The following is a 16263-nucleotide window of genomic DNA, read 5'->3' on the forward strand; positions in this document are numbered from 1 at the left end:
CGTGGGAGAGGTGTGACAGATGCGGCGAGTGTTCGGCGTGCCCCGGGCGTACGCGTGGGGTTCGGCGTCGGCGATCCACGATCTCGTGGGCAGCGAGCCGGACGGCACACCTCTCGCCGAGCTCTGGTTCGGGGCCCACCCCTCCGCCCCGGCACGGACGGCGGAGGACGGCTCGGACCTCCGCTCGCTCATCACCGAGGACCCCGAGGGCACCCTGGGGTACGACGTCCTGGCCCGCTTCGGCCCCCAGCTGCCCTACCTCCTCAAGCTCATCGCCCCGCAGCGGCCGCTGTCCCTCCAGGTGCACCCCGACCTGCGGCGCGCCCAGGAGCGCTTCGCCGCGGAGAATGCCGCCGGCGTCGCCCTCGACTCGCCCGTGCGCAACTACCGCGACCCGAACCACAAGCCCGAGCTCGTCTTCGCGCTCACGACGTTCGAGGCGCTGTGCGGCTTCCGCGCGCCGCGGCGGGCCGCCGAGCTGCTCGCCGGCCTCGACGCCCCCGTGGCGCGGTCCCTGCACACGGCGCTGCGCGCCGACCCGACGCCGTCGGGCATGCGCACCGCGTTCACCGCGCTGCTCCACGAGTCCACCCGCCCCGGGCCGGAGGAGGTCGAGCAGGTGGTCGCGGCCTGCCGGGAACGGGCCGCGCAGGGCTCGCCGTCACCGCGCGCCGACGGCATCGTCTGCCGGCTGGCCGAGGAGTACCCGCACGACCCCGGCGTCGTCGCCTCCCTGCTCCTCAACCCGGTGACCCTGCAGCCCGGGGACTCGCTGTTCGTCCCGGCCGGCGGCGTGCACGCCTACCTGTCCGGGCTCGGCGTCGAGGTCATGGCCTCCTCGGACAACGTCCTGCGGGCCGGGCTGACGAGCAAGCACGTCGACGTCGCCGAGGTGCTCGACTGCGTCGACTACGTGGCCGCACCGCCGATCCGCATCGCGCCGGAGGTGTTCCACGGGGCGACCCGTGTGTTCTACGCGCCGGTGGACGACTTCGAGCTGTCGGTGACGACCCTGGCCGAGGGCGACTGCGCCGACGGCCCGCGTCCCCTGCCGGGCCGTGGCCCGCGGGTGCTCCTGTGCCTCGAGGGCTCGCTCGCGGTGAGCGGGGAGACCCGCGGCCTCACCCTCGACCGGGGGCACGCCGCGTTCGTCCGTGCCGACGACGGTCCCCTCACCATCGCCGGCACCGGCACCCTCGTCCAGGCCGACGTCCCCTGACCCTCCGCGAGAGCCGACTTGCTCGCGAGAGCGGACTTGCTCGCGAGAGCGGACTTGCTCACGAGAGCGGACTTGCTCGCGAGAGCGGACTTTCTCGCGAGAGCGGACTTGTTCGCGAGAGCCGACGTTCTCGCGAGAGCGGACTCGCTCGCGAGAGCGGACTCTCTCGCGAGAGCGGACTTGCTCGCGAGAGCCGACTTTCTCGCGAGAGCGGACTTCCGCACGAGAGCGGACTTGCTCGCGAGAGCGGACTTGCTCGCGAGAGCGGGGTTCTGTCTGCGCTGGGGAACTGTCGTCGGCGTGCGCGACGAGTGGAATTCCCGCGCTGAGGTGTGCGCGGACGTCGACCGGTCGGTGTTAGTGCGGAAGTCGGCTGTCGTACGGAAGTCCGCTGTCGTGCGGAAGTCGGCTGTCGCGAGCAACTCGGCTGTCGCGCAGAAGTCGGCTGTCGCGAGCAACTCGGCTGTCGCGACCAACCCGGCTGTCGCGCAGAAGTCGGCTGTCGCGACCAACTCGGCTGTCGGGCGGAAGTCGGCTGTCGCGGGGGATGGGGGTCAGGGGGTGGGGACGTCGGCGAGGCGGAGGAGGAGGTCGCGGACCTCGGTGGCGCGGACGTGGGACGTCGCGGTCGCCGGGTCGCTGCACAGGAGGACCGGGCCGGCCTCCGGGGAGTCGGGCAGGCGCCCGTGGCTGCCGCGCAGCGGGGCCGGGTCGAGCGGCACGACGTCCATGAGGTAGCGCATCCCGAGCTTCTTGCGCAGCAGGGCCTTGCCCGCCCGGAGCTTGACGAACCTGTCCTCCGGGTCCATGAACAGCTCGACGGGGTCGTAGCCCGGCTTCTTGTGGATCTCCACGAGCCGGGCGAAGTCCGGGGCATGACGATCCTCGAGCCAGTAATAGTACGTGAACCACGCGCGCGGCTCGGCGACGAGCACGAGCTCCCCGGAGCGCGGGTGGTCCAGGCCGTTGGCCCGCTTGCCCTCCTCGTCGAGCACCTGCTCGACGCCGGGCAGCGCCTCGAGCAGCTCGCGCACCGCGGGCACGTCGGCCGGGTCCTTGACGTAGACGTGCGCGAGCTGGTGGTCGGCGACGGCGAACGCGCGTGACGTCCAGGGGTCGAGGAGCTCGCCGGTGGAGTTGCGGTGGACGTGCAGCAGCCCTGCGCGGCGCAGCGCCCGGTTGACGTCGACGGGCGTGTCGACGTCGGTGATGCCGTACTCGGACAGGACGACGACGGTCGCGCCGAGCGCCTCGGCGTCGTCGAGCAGGGGGGCGAGGGCCTCGTCGACCTCCTTCGCAGCCCGAACGGCCTCGGGGCCGGAGGACCCGAAGCGCTGGAGGTCGTAGTCCAGGTGCGGGATGTAGGCGAGGGTGAGGTCGTGGTCGGGCATGACCTTGCGGGTCGCGCCGACGATCCACCTCGAGGACTCGATGTTCGCTCCCGGCCCCCAGAAGGTGAAGAGCGGGAAGGGCCCGAGCTCGGTGACCAGCTCGTCGTGCAGGGACGGCGGCCAGGTCCAGCAGTCGGGCTCCTTGCGCCCGTCGGCGTGGTACTCGGGCCGGGGCGTGACGGTCGTGTCGACGTCGGCGCCCATGGCGTACCACCAGCACACGTTGGCGACCCGGTAGCCCGGGCGGTGGCGGCGGATGGTCTCCCACACGCGCTCGCCCTCGACCAGACCGCTGTGCTGGCGCCACAGCAGGACGTCGCCGAGGTCGCGGAAGTACCACCCGTTGGCGACGATGCCGTGCTCGCTCGGCAGCAGACCGGTGAGGTAGGTGGACTGGGCGGTGCACGTGACGGCGGGCAGCACCGTGTCGAGCTGGGCCTGGTAGCCCTGCCGGGCCACGCGCCGCAGCCGCGGCATGTGCTCGAGCAGCTGCGGGGTCAGCGCGACGACGTTGAGTACGAGCACCTTGGTCATGCGTCCTCCAGTCCGAGCGAGAGCAGCTCGCCGCGGGCGTGCCGCAGCTCGGCCGCGATCCCCGCGACGAGCCCGGCGTCGTCCGCCGGGCGCTGGTCGGGCGGCAGGACCGCCCACGTGTAGGTCTCCACCTCGAGGTGGTCGGTCAGGGGCCGCGGGCCGCCGACGAGCGCCCCGAGCGACGCGGTGAGCGAGGCCGTCGTGCTGCCCAGCGGGCTGCGCGGGGCCGAGTGCAGCGGCAGGTGGAAGTGCACCCGCCAGGGTCCTTCGGCGGGCAGCGGCTCGTCCCCGAGCGCCTCGGGCAGGTCGTCGCGCCCGACGACGCCGTCGGCGGTGGGCTCGCGGACCTGGTGGAGGAAGCGGTCCTCGACGAACTCGGCGAGGACGGCGCGCGAGGCCGGGTCGGCGGGGTCCGCGACGTCGAGGGCGGCGGACACCTGCGCCTTGACGACGGGCAGCCCCGCCGAGGTGAGCCGAGCCATCGCCTCGGCGGGGTCCTCGAAGACGGTGGCGAGGTGCGCGGTGTCGACGCACACCCCGAGGTGCTCGGTGTCGATGCCGGCGAGCTCGCGGACGGCCTGGGCCGTCGTCTCGACGACGCAGCCGGGCTCGGGCTCCAGGCCCACCCGCACGGTGCGTCCGGTGCGGTCACGCAGCCGGGCCAGGCCGTCGGCGAGCAGGTCGAGGTTCACCCGAGCCGTGGCCGCCCGCTCGGGCGACCACGGCGTGTGCCATGCGAGCGGAAGGGTGCTCACGCTGCCGCGGACGGCGTCCTCGGGCAGCAGCCCGGCGAGCACGGCCGCGGCGTCGAGCGTGAACTCCAGGCGCTCGGGCTCGGTCCAGTCGGGCCGGTAGACGCGGTGCTTGACCACCGGGTCGTGGAAGCCGCCGTAGGGGAAGGCGTTGAGCGTGACGACCTCCAGGCCCTGCTCGTCCAGCGTGCGACGCAGCGCCGCGAGCTCGGACCTGTCGGCGGCGAGCAGCCCGGCCGCCTGCGCCGGCAGCCACAGCCCCAGGCCGAGCCGGTCGACGCCGAGCTCGGCGCGCACCGGCCCGGCGAAGCGGCGGAGCTGGTCGTGGATCCCGGCGAGGTCCTCCGCGGGGTGGACGTTGCTGCAGTAGGCGAGGTGGACGACGGTCCCGTCCGGGTGACGCAGGCGCATGTCAGGCCCCGGTGCGCTCTCCGCGCAGGATCGAGTTGCCCTCGAAGGTCGCCGCCGTCCGGTCGGTGGTGTCGTAGTCGAGCATGAGGCGCCCGCTCTGCCCGAAGAACTCCACCGGGTTGCGCCACAGCACGCGGTCGACGTCGTCGTCGGTGAAGCCGGCGGCAAGCATCGCCTGGCCGGTCTTGTAGGTCTTCAGCGGGTCGCTGCGGCCCCAGTCGGCGGCGGAGTTCACCAGCACCCGGTCCAGCCCGCGCTCCTGGAGGATGCGCACGAGGCGGTGCTCGTCCATCTTCGTGTCGGGGTAGATGGAGAACGCGAGCCAGGCGCCGGCGTCGTCGACCATCTCGACGGTGGTCTCGTTGAGGTGGTCGACGACGACCATCCCGGGCTCGATGCCGACCTCGGCGACGAGGTCGAGGGTGCGGCGGGTGCCGACGGCCTTGTCCCGGTGGGGGGTGTGGACCATGGCGGGCAGGCCGAACTCGCCGGCGAGCTCGAGCTGGCGGGCGAAGACCCGCTCCTCGGCCTCGGTCATCGAGTCGAACCCGACCTCGCCGACGGCGACGACGCCGTCCTTGGCGAGGTAGCGGGGCAGCACGTCCAGCACGCCGAGGCAGCGCGGGTCGTTGGCCTCCTTGGGGTTGAGCGCGATCGTCGCGTGGTGCGCGATGCCGAACTGGGAGGCGCGGAAGCGCTCCCAGCCGACGAGCGCGTCGAAGTAGTCGACGAAGGAGCCCACGGTGGTGCGGGGCTGGCCGAGCCAGAACGCCGGCTCGACCAGGGCCCGCACGCCGGCCGCGTGCATGGCCTCGTAGTCGTCCGTCGTGCGGGACGTCATGTGGATGTGCGGGTCGAAGATGCGCATGGCGGGCTCCTGGTGGGGTGGTCAGGCGGTGGGCCGCAGGGTGGCGGCGACGTCGGGGAACTGGTCCAGGACGTGGGGGACGCGGTCGAGGACGAGGCGCACGTCCTCGGGCACGGCGCGGCCGGCGGCGAGCCTCTCGTGGGCGTAGGCGGCGACCATGCGGCCGAGCTCGTCGTCGGTGCGCTCACCGAGGCTGTCGACCGCCGCGAGGGGCACGCCGACGAACAGGCACTTCAGGACGCCCTGGCGCCAGGTGGCGGGGTCGAGCCGCTGCCCGGACCACTCGCCCATGGCGGCGGCGACGATGCGGATGTCGTTGGTGCGCAGCCCGTCCTCGACGAGGGGCTGGGCAGCGGTGCCCAGGCCGTCGAGGGCGCGCAGCACGGCGCGCTTCTCGTCGCCGTCGCCGAAGCGGTAGAGCTCGGTGAGCTCGCGCAGGGCCGCCTCCTCGTCGTCGAGCGCCTCGAGGAGCGCGGCGACGAGGACGCCGCGGACGGCGTCGTCGAGGGTGGGACCGTACAGGCCGCTGCGGTCCGCCGGGTCCAGCGGACCGCGGGCGACCTCCCGCGCAGCGGCCGGGAAGAGGCGCCCGATGACGGTGGGGTCGGCGGCGATCTGCGCGGTCATCTGCTCCAGCCGCTCGCTCGCGGCCGGGGAGAGGTGCTCGGCGAGGTCGGCGCGCAGCTGCTGGGTACGGCTCATGTCAGCTCCTGTGGGCGGATGGGGTGGACGGACCGGCGGCCTCGGCGGCCGCGAGGGCGGTGCGCAGCGCCTCCATGGAGCGGCGTGCGACGGCGGGGGCGTCGTGGGCGTGCCGGGTGAGCTCGACGGAGACGAGGCCGTCGTAGCCGATGTCGAGCAGGGCCCGCAGGGACGCCGGGACGTCGACCTCCCCCTCGCCGAACTCGAGGTGCTCGTGCACCCCGCGGCGCATGTCCTCGATCTGGACGTGGGCGACGAGGTCACCGGCGGCGCGGATGCACTCGTGCGGCGGCAGGTCCTCGTTGACGACGGCGTGCCCGACGTCGACGGTCGCGACGAGCGCAGCGGGGTCGCCCATCCGCGCGCGCAGCTCCCGGACGCCGTCGAGGCGGCTGACGAACATGCCCGGCTCGGGCTCGAAGGCGAGGCGGACGCCGGCCTCCTCGGCGTGCTCGAGCACCGGCGCGAGGCCGGAGACGAGCCGCTCCCAGGCGACGTCCTCGGAGGTCCCGGGCGGCAGGGCGCCGGACCACAGGTGGACGGCGTCACCGCCGAGGTCGACGGCGACGTCGACGGCGTCGTGGATGAGGCGGGCGCGCAGCTCGGCACCCTCGGCGGACAGGAACGTCGGCTCGTGCTTGCGCCACGGGTCCAGGACGTAGCGGGCGCCCGTCTCGACGACGACGCCGAGCCCCAGCCGCTCGAGCTGGGCCGCGGTCTGCGCGACGCGCTCGGCCAGCCCGGGGGAGAAGGGGTCGAGGTGCTGGTGGTCCAGGGTGAGCGCGACGCCCTCGTAGCCCAGCTCGGCGATGATCTCCAGCGCGTCGGGCAGGCGGTGGTCGGTGAAGCCGTTCGTCCCGTAGGACAGGCGCATGGTCATGTCGGTGAGATTCCCTTCGCGGCGGCGCGGAGCACGGGGCCGGCGACGGTGAGTGCGAGAGCGGCGGCGACGGCCCCGCCCCCGGCGACGAGCGCGGCCTGGAGCGGGACCATCCCACGGATGCCGGTGCCGGTGGCGCGGCGGACGGTCACGGCGTCGGGCGTGCGGACCGCCTCCGCCTGGGCGCGGCCGACCGTGGCGGCGTAGCTCGCGGCGAGCGCGGCGGTGGCCAGCCCGGGCAGCAGGCGCCGGGGGCGCACGCCGCGAGCGACGACGGCGGTGGCCACCGCGCCGGTCGTGGCGAGGGCCGCGCCGGCGACGGCGGGCGTGGAGCCGTGGACCTCGCCGCGGCTGAGCGCGGTGACGGCGACGGTGTGGGCACCGAGCGCCGCGGCCGCGGGCAGCGCCCGGCGCGGGTCGGCCGAGCCGCCGAGCAGGACGTCGAGGGCGCGGGCCGAGCCCATGAGGACCGGTCCGAGCGGGGTGGGCTTGGCGAGCAGGTCGTAGGCCCAGACGGTGCCCGCGAGGGGGACCGCGACGGCCAGCGCGCGGCGCCCGCCGCACGCGGCGAGCCCGAGGGCGGCGGCGGTGAGCCCGCCCGCGAGCCGTAGCGCCGTCGTCGGGCTCACCCGCCCGGAGGGGATGGGCCGCTCGGGCCGCTCGACGGCGTCGAGGTCGCGGTCGGCGTAGTCGTTGAGCGCCATGCCCGCCCAGTACAGGCACACCGAGGACGCCGCGAGGGGCAGGGTGCGCCGGTCCGGCCCGCCGGCGGCGACGGCGCCGGCGAGCGCGTCGCCGGGCACCGAGAGCGCAGCCGGCAGCCGGACGAGCTCGGCGAGGTCGCGGGCGGTGGTCACGCCCGGGCGCCGAGCTGCTCGCACCACTGGGTCAGCGCCCGCCACTGCCCGGCGAGGGTGTGGTCGATGCTGCCGAGCGGGTCCTTGAAGAAGAAGGACAGAGGGCCGAGGACCCCGTTCTCACCGCGCTCGTGCGCCTTGGCGGTGAGCCGGACGAGGTCGACGACGAGCGGGGCGGCGAGCGCGGAGTCGCAGCCCTCCCAGGTGAACTGCATCGTCATCCGGGTGCCGAGGAAGCCCTCGAAGGAGACGTTGTCCCACGCGGTCTTCCAGTCGCCGAGGTCCTCGACGTAGTCGATGTGCATGGGGCCGTCGACGTGGTAGCCGAGCATGGCGTCCAGGCCGGCGCCCTTCGTCGTCGTCTTGCTCACGGCGGCGCGCGGGTCGGCGAGGGTCCGGCCGTCTCCGCCGCCGAGCATGTTGTAGGACGCCCAGGAGCGCACCCGCAGGGCGCGGGTGGCGAACATGGGGGCGAGCGCCGACTTCACGAGCGTCTCGCCGGTCTTGCCATCGCGCCCGGCCCACGGCAGGGCCTGCTGCTTGGCGAGCTCGGTGAGCGCGCCGAGGGTGGCCCCCGGGCTCGGGGTGAAGGAGACGAGCGGGCAGCCGGCCCGGAAGGCGGCGTAGGCGTAGAGCGAGCTCTGCGGCAGCGGCGCCGATCCGGCGTCGAGCGCGGACTCGAGCGCGGCGAGGTTGTCGAGCTCGGGCTTGGACTCGGCGGGCGGCTCGGTGCTCGAGACGTCGACGACGACGACGCGGTCGAGCCGGTGCTCGTCGCGGAAGGCGCGGATGTCGTCGCTGATCGCCTGGGCGGCCTCACGCTGGGTGTCGCGGCGCGGCGCGAGACGGATGCGCGAGTCGGCCGCGGCGAGCTCGGCGCCGAGGGCGGCGACGAGGGCCGGGGGGAAGACCCCGCCGTCCGCGAGGACCTGCGCGCGGTGCGCGAGCGGGGTCTCGATGACGTCGTGGCCGCCGGTCACCAGACCCTCGACCGGGGGGAGCCCGGCGACGGCGACGGGCTCGAGCTCGCTCACGAGTCCGGTGCGGGGAGCGAGCCCCGCGTTCATCGCGAGCGTGCCGAGCGTGGCCGTGGTGGCGACCGAGCCGCGGGCCCCGACGAACCAGACCCCGGTTCGCGTTCCGTCGACGGCAGTACCCTGGGACATCACATCACCTCGTCGTATGTGCACGGCAACCGCCTGTGGCTGCCGGAACTCTGCCCTGTTAGGTAAGGCAGTGTCTTCCGTGTGAGACACGTCTTGACAAAAGACGGTAACACATCGTCCGCTTGTCCTGAACCTACCCGGGTGCGCCGGTGTACCGCGGTGGAGGTGACCAACGGTGGCGTCGTGGCGGCCGGGAGGAGGGACGAGTGGACAGTAGCGGACTGGCGACCGGGACGGGCGCGCATCTCCCCGTGCGGACAGCGGGTGAGGAGGTGGGTGCCGTCCTCGAGCGGGTGCTCGCCGAGGTCGGCCCGCGGGCGGGGCGCCACGGCGTCCTCTACCGGCGGCTGTGGGACGAGCTCGGCCGCGCCGTGAGCGGCGGCAAGCGGTTCCGCGGGAGGCTCGTCGTCGAGGTCCACGACGCGCTCGGCGGCCCCCGGCGGGAGGCGGCCGCGCAGGTCGGGGCGGCCTTCGAGCTGCTTCATGCGGGCTTCCTCGTCCACGACGACCTCATCGACCACGACACGATGCGCCGCGGCGAGCTCAACCTCGCCGCCCGCATGGGGATGGTCGCCCGCGAGGCGGGAGCGCCGGACCTCCAGGCGGAGGAGCTGGCCGAGGCCTCCGCCGTCCTCGCGGGCGATCTCGCCATCTCCCTGGCGCACCGGCTCGTCGCCGGCGTCGCCGCCCCGCCCGACCTCCACGCCCGTCTCCAGGAGCTGCTCTGGGACACGGTGTTCGTCAGCGTCGGCGGCGAGCTCGGCGACGTCGCCGCGGCGCTCGGCCTGCAGGACGTCTCGCTCGACGACGCCCTGCGGATCGCCGCCGAGAAGACCGCCCTCTACTCCTTCCAGGCCCCTCTGCGCGCCGGGGCGATCCTCGCCGGGGCGCCCCCCGCGCTGCGCGGCGAGGTCGAGGCCGTCGGCCTCGCCCTCGGCAAGGCCTTCCAGCTCGTCGACGACCTCCTCGGCGTCTTCGCCCCCGAGTCGGTCACCGGGAAGAGCGCGCTGTCGGACCTGCGCGAGGGCAAGGCGACGACGCTCATGCTCCATGCCCGCACCCTGCCGGTGTGGCGGGTGATCGCGGCGGACGTCGGGCGCCCCGACCTCGACGAGGGGACGGCGCGGGTCGTGCGCCGGGAGCTCGCCCGCTCGGAGGCGCCCGACCGTGTGGTGCGTCAGGCGCGTGCTGAGCTCGACGCCGTCGACGGGCTGCTCGCTGCCTCGCCGGCGCTCGCGGCGGCCGACGCCGTGGTCCGGGGCGTGGGGGAGATGGTCGCGCGCACGCTCGACGACGCGGCCGGGTACGTCGTCGCCGCCAAGGCCTGAGCGCGACGACGCGCTAAGTCTCGGCCTATACCAAAGGTGCGCGTTGCGCATCCTGAACCCGAGCCGCATAGGGCGACTTTTGATTTGACGTGTGCCGAAGTGGGGCATATCGTCCGAAAGGTCGTGACCTGAAGCACAAGGGGCGTGCATCGCGTGATGCGGTCCACGACCCGCCGGGCGGGCGGCAGTTTGGCGGACCCTCCGTCAGTCACTCTCCCGGTGCGCGGCTCCGCTGCGTTGCGGAGCCGACGACGTGCGCGACTCAAGGAGGATTCGTGGCAAGACGATCAACGGGGCGCCGCTGGGCGACCCGAGGCGCGAGCGCGCTGCTGGCCAGCGCTCTCGTGCTGCCGCTCGCCATGAGCGGAGCGCAGGCCAACCCGGACGCGCCGCACGACGCGGCCCCGGCACAGGACAGCGCCGAGCCGGCGCTGGACTGGAACAACTACGAGAAGACCCTGCTGACGAAGAACACGGGCGAACCACTCGACCTCGCCGTGCTCCCGGACTCGCGGGTGCTCCACACCGCGCGTGACGGCGTCGTCCGTCTGACGGACCCGGCGACGGGCGCGACCACCCAGGCCGCCCGCCTCGACGTCTACGCGAACTCGGAGGACGGTCTCCAGGGTGTCGCGCTGGACCCGGACTTCGAGAACAACAACTGGGTCTACCTCGTCTACGCCCCCCGGGTCATGTCCGGGACGTCGGCGGACGGGACGCCCTACCCCGAGACCACCCCGGCCGGGAACGCGCCGAACACCCTGCCCGCGGGGGCCGACCCCGAGACCTACTGGGACCAGTGGCTCGGCTACAACGTGCTCTCCCGCTTCCAGTGGGACGAGGAGACGGGCACGCTCGACCTCGCCTCGGAGCAGGAGATCATCAAGGTCGACGCCCAGCGCGGCCAGTGCTGCCACGTCGGCGCGGACATCGCGTTCGACGCGGACGGCAACCTCTACCTGTCGACGGGTGACAACACCCCCGCCGGCACCCCGGGCGCCAACGGCTACACGCCGATCAACAACGCCCCGGGCATGAACCCCGGCTTCGACGCCCGCCGCGGCGCCGGCAACACCAACGACCTGCGCGGTGCGATCCTGCGGATCGACGTCCTGGACGAGATCGCGCCGGACGCCGAGCCCGGGCCGGGCGCGACCTACACGATCCCCGAGGGCAACCTCTTCGACGACGAGGCGTACGACCCCGACCTCGTCCGCGAGGAGATCTACGTGATGGGTCTTCGCAACCCCTTCCGGATCGACTTCGACATCGAGACCGGCGCGCTCGTCTGGGGCGACTACGGCCCCGACGCCGGAGCGGCCCAGGCCGACCGTGGCCCCATGGGCTACGTCGAGTGGCAGCTGACCACCGAGCCGATGAACGGCGGGTGGCCCTACTGCCACGGCCCGAACGAGGGCGGCGCCTACAACGAGTGGGACTACGCGACCGGCACGCCGGGTGAGTTCTTCGACTGCGCAGGCGGCCCGGAGAACAACTCCACGTGGAACACCGGCCTCACCCAGCTCCCCCCGGTCACCGAGCCGCAGGTCTACTACGGCGACAACGTCGGCGACCAGCCGTGGGACGAGTTCGTCGAGTTCCGCACCGCGACCGGTCAGGCCCCCATGGGTGGCCCGATCTACCGTTTCGACCAGTACGACTCGGAGACCAAGTTCCCGGAGTACTGGGACGGCAAGCCGCTCATGGCGGAGTTCTCCCAGGACTACGTCGCCGCGATCACGATGGACGAGCTCTCCTCCGACGGTGTCGTCACCGCCGTGGAGAACTTCCTGCCCAACCTCCACCTCGAGACGGTGAACCAGCCCATCTGGGACAACGTCATGGACATGGAGTTCGGGCCGGACGGCTCGCTGTACGTCCTCGAGTACGGTGACGGCTTCTTCCGCCAGAACCCGGACGCGGGCCTCTACCGCGTCAACTACGTGGGCGACGGCAACAAGACGCCGCAGGCCGCCTTCACTGCGACGCCGGTCTCCGGCAGTGACGCGCCGCTCGAGGTCGTCTTCGACGCCTCCGCGTCGCGCGACCCGGAGGGTGCCGAGCTCACCTACACGTGGGACCTCGACGGTGACGGCCAGTACGACGACGCCACCGGCGTGAACCCCACGTTCACCTACGCCGAGCGCGGTGTGTACAACGCCGCCCTGCGCGCCACCGACCCGGAGGGCAAGGCGGGCATCGCCATCCGGCAGATCAGCGTCGGCAACACCGCTCCGGAGATCTCCCTGAGCGTGCCCGACGGCGCGGTCTTCAACTGGGGCGACGCGGTGCCGGTCTCCGTCACGGTGACCGACGCCGAGGACGGCACGGACTTCGTCTGCAACGACGTCCGGTGGACGTTCGGACTCGGCCACAACGAGCACGCCCACCCGGAGCAGTCCGGACGCGGCTGCGAGTTCACCCTCCAGACCAGCGAGGACGCCGTCGAGCACGGCGAGGGCGAGAAGATCTACGGCACCCTCGTCGTCACCTACGCCGACCGCGCGCAGGGTGACGTCCCGTCCATCACCGGCGAGGCCACCCTCGTGCTCAAGCCCGAGGTCCAGCAGGCCGAGTGGTTCGACGCCTCCGAGGGCATCACCGTGGTCGACGACGCCGAGGCCGGCGCCGGCGGCTACGTGAGCGAGCTCGACGAGGGTGACTCGATCACCTTCCGTCCGTTCGCCTTCACCCACGCCCCGACGGGCGACGTCATCGACACGGTGACGGCGCGCGGCAGGGGCGAGGGCACCATCTCCCTGGGCTGGGGCGACGAGACCGTCGCCACGATCGAGTTCGCCCAGGCGGAGAAGGCCCTCACGGGTGCCTCCACGGTGGCGCAGTGGTTCGCCGACCCGGTCGGTGGCCCGCTCATCAGCGAGGTCATCCCGGCCGACGCGGTCGACGCGATCGCCGACGTCGCGCTCGAGGCGGTGGACGCGAGCGTGCTCTCGGGCCACGCGCGCTCCGAGCTCCTCGCCGCCTACGCCGACGCTCCCGTCGACGGCTGGCAGGACGTCGAGGTCAGCTTCAGGAACGCCCCCGAGGGCGCCGGTGAGCTCGTCGTCACGAGCACCGGCGGAGTCGACCTCGACTCGCTGTACTTCACCGCCTCGGGCCGTCCGGCCGGGAACATCGAGATCCCGGCGGAGAAGGTGTCGATCGGCATGTTCTCCCTCATCCCGTGGGTGACCTCGGACGGTCTGCCGAACGTCCTCGGGCGTCTGGCGGAGATCGGCTTCCAGAACGTCGAGCCGTTCGGGTCCAACTTCAACGGCTACACGGCCGAGGAGTTCCGCGCGATGGTCGAGGAGATCGGCCTGCGGGTCCCCTCGTCGCACTACAACACCGCCGAGAACACCTTCGACGCCACGCTGGAGTTCGTCGAGACGCTGGGCCAGGAGTACGTCGGGTCCGGTGGCTTCGCGGCCCCCGGCATCGGCACCTACGAGAACACCCTCGCGACGGCGGAGACGATGAACCGGCTCGGTGAGCGGTCCGTCGAGGCCGGCATCGGCAAGTTCTTCGGCCACAACCACGCCACCGAGTTCACCACCGTGTACGAGCACGACGGTGAGCAGATGTCGGCGTGGGAGATCCTCGTCGAGGAGACGAACCCCGAGTTCGTCACCTTCCAGCTCGACGTCGCGTGGGCGGCTCACGCCGGGATCGACGTGCCTGCCCTCATCGAGGAGCACGGCGACCGGATCGAGCTGCTGCACGTGAAGGACGCCGTCAACCTCGGCGGCCCGACGAACCCGACCTTCACCAACCTCGGTGAGGGAGAGGTCCCGCTGCAGGAGATCCTGTGGGCGGCCGAGGAGCACGCGGAGATCGCGTACTACGTCCTCGAGTTCGACCGCGCCGCGCACGGCGAGACCTTCGTCGAGACCGGCTTCTCCTACCTCACCGGTGAGGAGCTCGCCCCCGTCCGGGTCGACAGCGAGGACGTGTCGATCGGCATGTTCTCCCTGATCCCGTGGGTGCAGGCCGAGGGTCTGCCGAGCGTGCTCGCGCGCCTCGCGGAGATCGGCTTCCAGAACGTCGAGCCGTTCGGGTCCAACTTCGGCGGGTACACCGCCGAGGAGTTCCGCGCGATGGTCGACCTCATCGGGCTCGACGTGCCCTCGTCGCACTACAACGTCGCGGAGAACACCTTCGACGCGACGCTGGAGTACGTCGACACGCTCGGCCAGCGGTACGTCGGCTCCGGCGGCTTCGCCGACCCGGGCATCAGCACCTACGGGCGCACCCTGCGCACGGCGGAGACGATGGACCGGCTCGGTCAGCGGTCCGTCGAGGCGGGGACCGGGAAGCTCTTCGGTCACAACCACGCGACCGAGTTCACCACCGTGTACAACCACGGCGGCGAGGAGATGTCGGCGTGGGAGATCCTCGTCGAGGAGACCGACCCGCGCTACGTGACGTTCCAGCTCGACGTGGCCTGGGCCGCGCACGCCGGGATCGACGTGCCGGCTCTCATCGAGGAGTACGGCGACCGCATCGAGCTGCTCCACGTCAAGGACGCCACCAACCTCGGCGGGACCAGCCCGACGTTCACCAACCTCGGTGACGGCGACGTCCCGCTCCAGGACATCCTGCGCGCCGCTCGCGACCACGCGAACGTCTCGCTCTACGTCCTCGAGTACGACGTCTCCCCGAACGGTCCGTCCTTCGTCGAGACCGGCTACGAGTACCTCACCGGCGTCCCCGCCGGCGAGGCCGGCAGCCGCCCCGTCGAGACGACCACGCAGCCGGTGACCTTCACCGACGAGGTCGGCACCGAGAACGACACCTACACGGTGCCGCGGGTGACCGGCGTCCAGTACGTCGTCGACGGCGAGGTCAAGGCGCCGGGGACCCACCCGGGCTCCGGCACCGTGACCGTCACCGCTCGCGCCGCGGCCGGCTTCGAGCTGGCGGAGGGGGCCACCACCGAGTGGACCCGGACGTTCTCCGCGGCCGGCGCGCCCACCCCCGTGCCGAGCCAGGAGCACGGCTTCTTCCTGTCGAACGACTGGAAGGGCGGCACGGCGCACGCGTTCCACTACGGCCGGTTCACCGACGAGGTCTTCATCGGTGACTGGGACGGGGACGGGACCGACTCCATCGCCGTTCGTCGCGGCAACGTCTTCCACGTGAGCAACAGCCCGCGTGGGGGCGCTGCGGACGCCACGTTCGTCTACGGGCGTGCGGGTGACACCGTCCTCGTCGGTGACTGGGACGGCGACGGCAAGGACACGTTCGCGGTTCGTCGCGGCGCGGCGTACCACATCAAGAACTCCCTCGGCGGGGGTGCGGCCGACACGGTCGTCGCCTACGGCCGCGGGGGCGACACGGTGCTGGTCGGCGACTGGGACGGCGACGGCCGCGACAGCCTGGCCGTGCGCCGCGGGAGCGAGTACCACGTGAAGAACTCGCTCACCGGTGGTGCCGCCGACACGGTCTTCGCCTACGGACGTCCGGACGACGTCACGATGGCGGGCGACTGGGACGGCAACGGGACCGACACGCTGGCCGTGCGCCGCGGTGCGACGTACTTCGCGAAGAACTCCCTCTCCGGTGGGAACGCGGACCTCGTCGTCACCTACGGCCGCGTCGGCGACCAGGTGTTCGTCGGTGACTGGGACGGCAACGGGACCGACACCCTCGGTCTGCGTCGCCTGCCCCCCGCCGTCGTGAGCACCGCGCTCGCGACGCCGGGACAGGTGGTCGCGGTCTGACGACCGTCCGAGCACGACCAGGGGCCCGCAGCCACACGGCTGCGGGCCCCTGGCCCGTCTCCGCCCCGCCCCCACCTCTCTGGGACACCCCCTGGCGCCCGGGGACGCACCCTGTGCAGCTCGAGCGGACGCAAAAGTGCGTCCCAGAGGGGGCAGGTCGAGCGTCCGCGCAGCGTGCTCGCGGTGTCCGGCATGCGGCAACGGCGCGGTTTCCTCCTAACGGTGGAGTCACACCGGTGTGGTGTCACCGCCACCCGCGCCACCGCCGCGATCCACCCTCCTCCTAAAGGTGGAAGTGATCACCTAACCCCCGCACCACGATCACCTAACCCTCCTACCTCGCGTATGACTTTTGATTGACCATGCACATAAATCGCCATACGCTCCTTCGGTGCACGACGTAGGGGCGCCTACGTCGACGGGGGGCAACGC

Annotated in this window: 10 protein-coding genes; 3 read left to right on the forward strand and 7 right to left on the reverse strand. The window is 72.7% G+C overall.

The features are described from left to right. Positions 1-19: 19 nt before the first annotated feature. Positions 20-1219, forward strand: a complete 1200-nt coding sequence (gene manA, locus FE251_RS02905; RefSeq protein ID WP_139070954.1) for a mannose-6-phosphate isomerase, class I — start codon at positions 20-22, stop codon at positions 1217-1219. A gap of 554 nt (positions 1220-1773) precedes the next feature. Here manA and FE251_RS02910 read toward each other — a convergent pair. The 7 genes from FE251_RS02910 to FE251_RS02940 are packed head-to-tail and all read right to left on the reverse strand — an operon-like array spanning position 1774 to position 8780. Next, positions 1774-3144 carry an alkaline phosphatase family protein gene (locus FE251_RS02910; RefSeq protein ID WP_139947780.1) on the reverse strand — a complete coding sequence of 457 codons (1371 nt, stop codon included), beginning with the start codon at positions 3142-3144 and terminating at the stop codon, positions 1774-1776. Further along, the gene (gene eboE / locus FE251_RS02915; protein WP_139947782.1) at positions 3141-4307 is read right to left on the reverse strand and encodes a metabolite traffic protein EboE; all 1167 of its coding nucleotides are present in this window, start codon (positions 4305-4307) and stop codon (positions 3141-3143) included. The genes FE251_RS02910 and eboE overlap by 4 nt, the downstream gene beginning before the upstream one ends. 1 nt (position 4308) lies before the next feature. After that, positions 4309-5175, reverse strand: coding sequence for a TatD family hydrolase (locus FE251_RS02920; protein WP_139070957.1), 867 nt, complete (start codon positions 5173-5175; stop codon positions 4309-4311). A gap of 21 nt (positions 5176-5196) precedes the next feature. Then, complete coding sequence (locus FE251_RS02925) at positions 5197-5877, reverse strand: EboA domain-containing protein (RefSeq protein ID WP_139947784.1); 681 nt, start codon at positions 5875-5877, stop codon at positions 5197-5199. 1 nt (position 5878) lies between these two features. Then, a complete protein-coding gene (locus tag FE251_RS02930) occupies positions 5879-6757 on the reverse strand; it encodes a sugar phosphate isomerase/epimerase family protein (RefSeq protein ID WP_139947786.1) in 879 nt (292 codons plus the stop codon). After that, entirely contained in the window at positions 6754-7614 is an 861-nt protein-coding gene (locus tag FE251_RS02935) for an SCO3242 family prenyltransferase (protein ID WP_139070959.1), read from the reverse strand. Before FE251_RS02935 ends, FE251_RS02930 begins: the two co-directional genes overlap by 4 nt. Further along, positions 7611-8780: an inositol-3-phosphate synthase gene (locus FE251_RS02940; protein WP_139070960.1), complete on the reverse strand. Its 1170-nt coding sequence runs from the start codon at positions 8778-8780 to the stop codon at positions 7611-7613. The genes FE251_RS02935 and FE251_RS02940 overlap by 4 nt, the downstream gene beginning before the upstream one ends. A 272-nt stretch (positions 8781-9052) precedes the next feature. Between FE251_RS02940 and FE251_RS02945 the strand changes: the two genes are divergently transcribed. Together FE251_RS02945 and FE251_RS02950 are read left to right on the forward strand one after the other, a co-directional pair. Next, positions 9053-10108, forward strand: a complete 1056-nt coding sequence (locus FE251_RS02945; protein WP_168202635.1) for a polyprenyl synthetase family protein — start codon at positions 9053-9055, stop codon at positions 10106-10108. Positions 10109-10383: 275 nt separating this feature from the next. Then, entirely contained in the window at positions 10384-15831 is a 5448-nt protein-coding gene (locus FE251_RS02950; RefSeq protein ID WP_139947788.1) for a TIM barrel protein, read from the forward strand. The last annotated feature ends 432 nt before the right edge of the window (positions 15832-16263 follow it).

Source organism: Georgenia wutianyii (assembly GCF_006349365.1).
GTDB lineage: Bacteria > Actinomycetota > Actinomycetes > Actinomycetales > Actinomycetaceae > Oceanitalea > Oceanitalea wutianyii.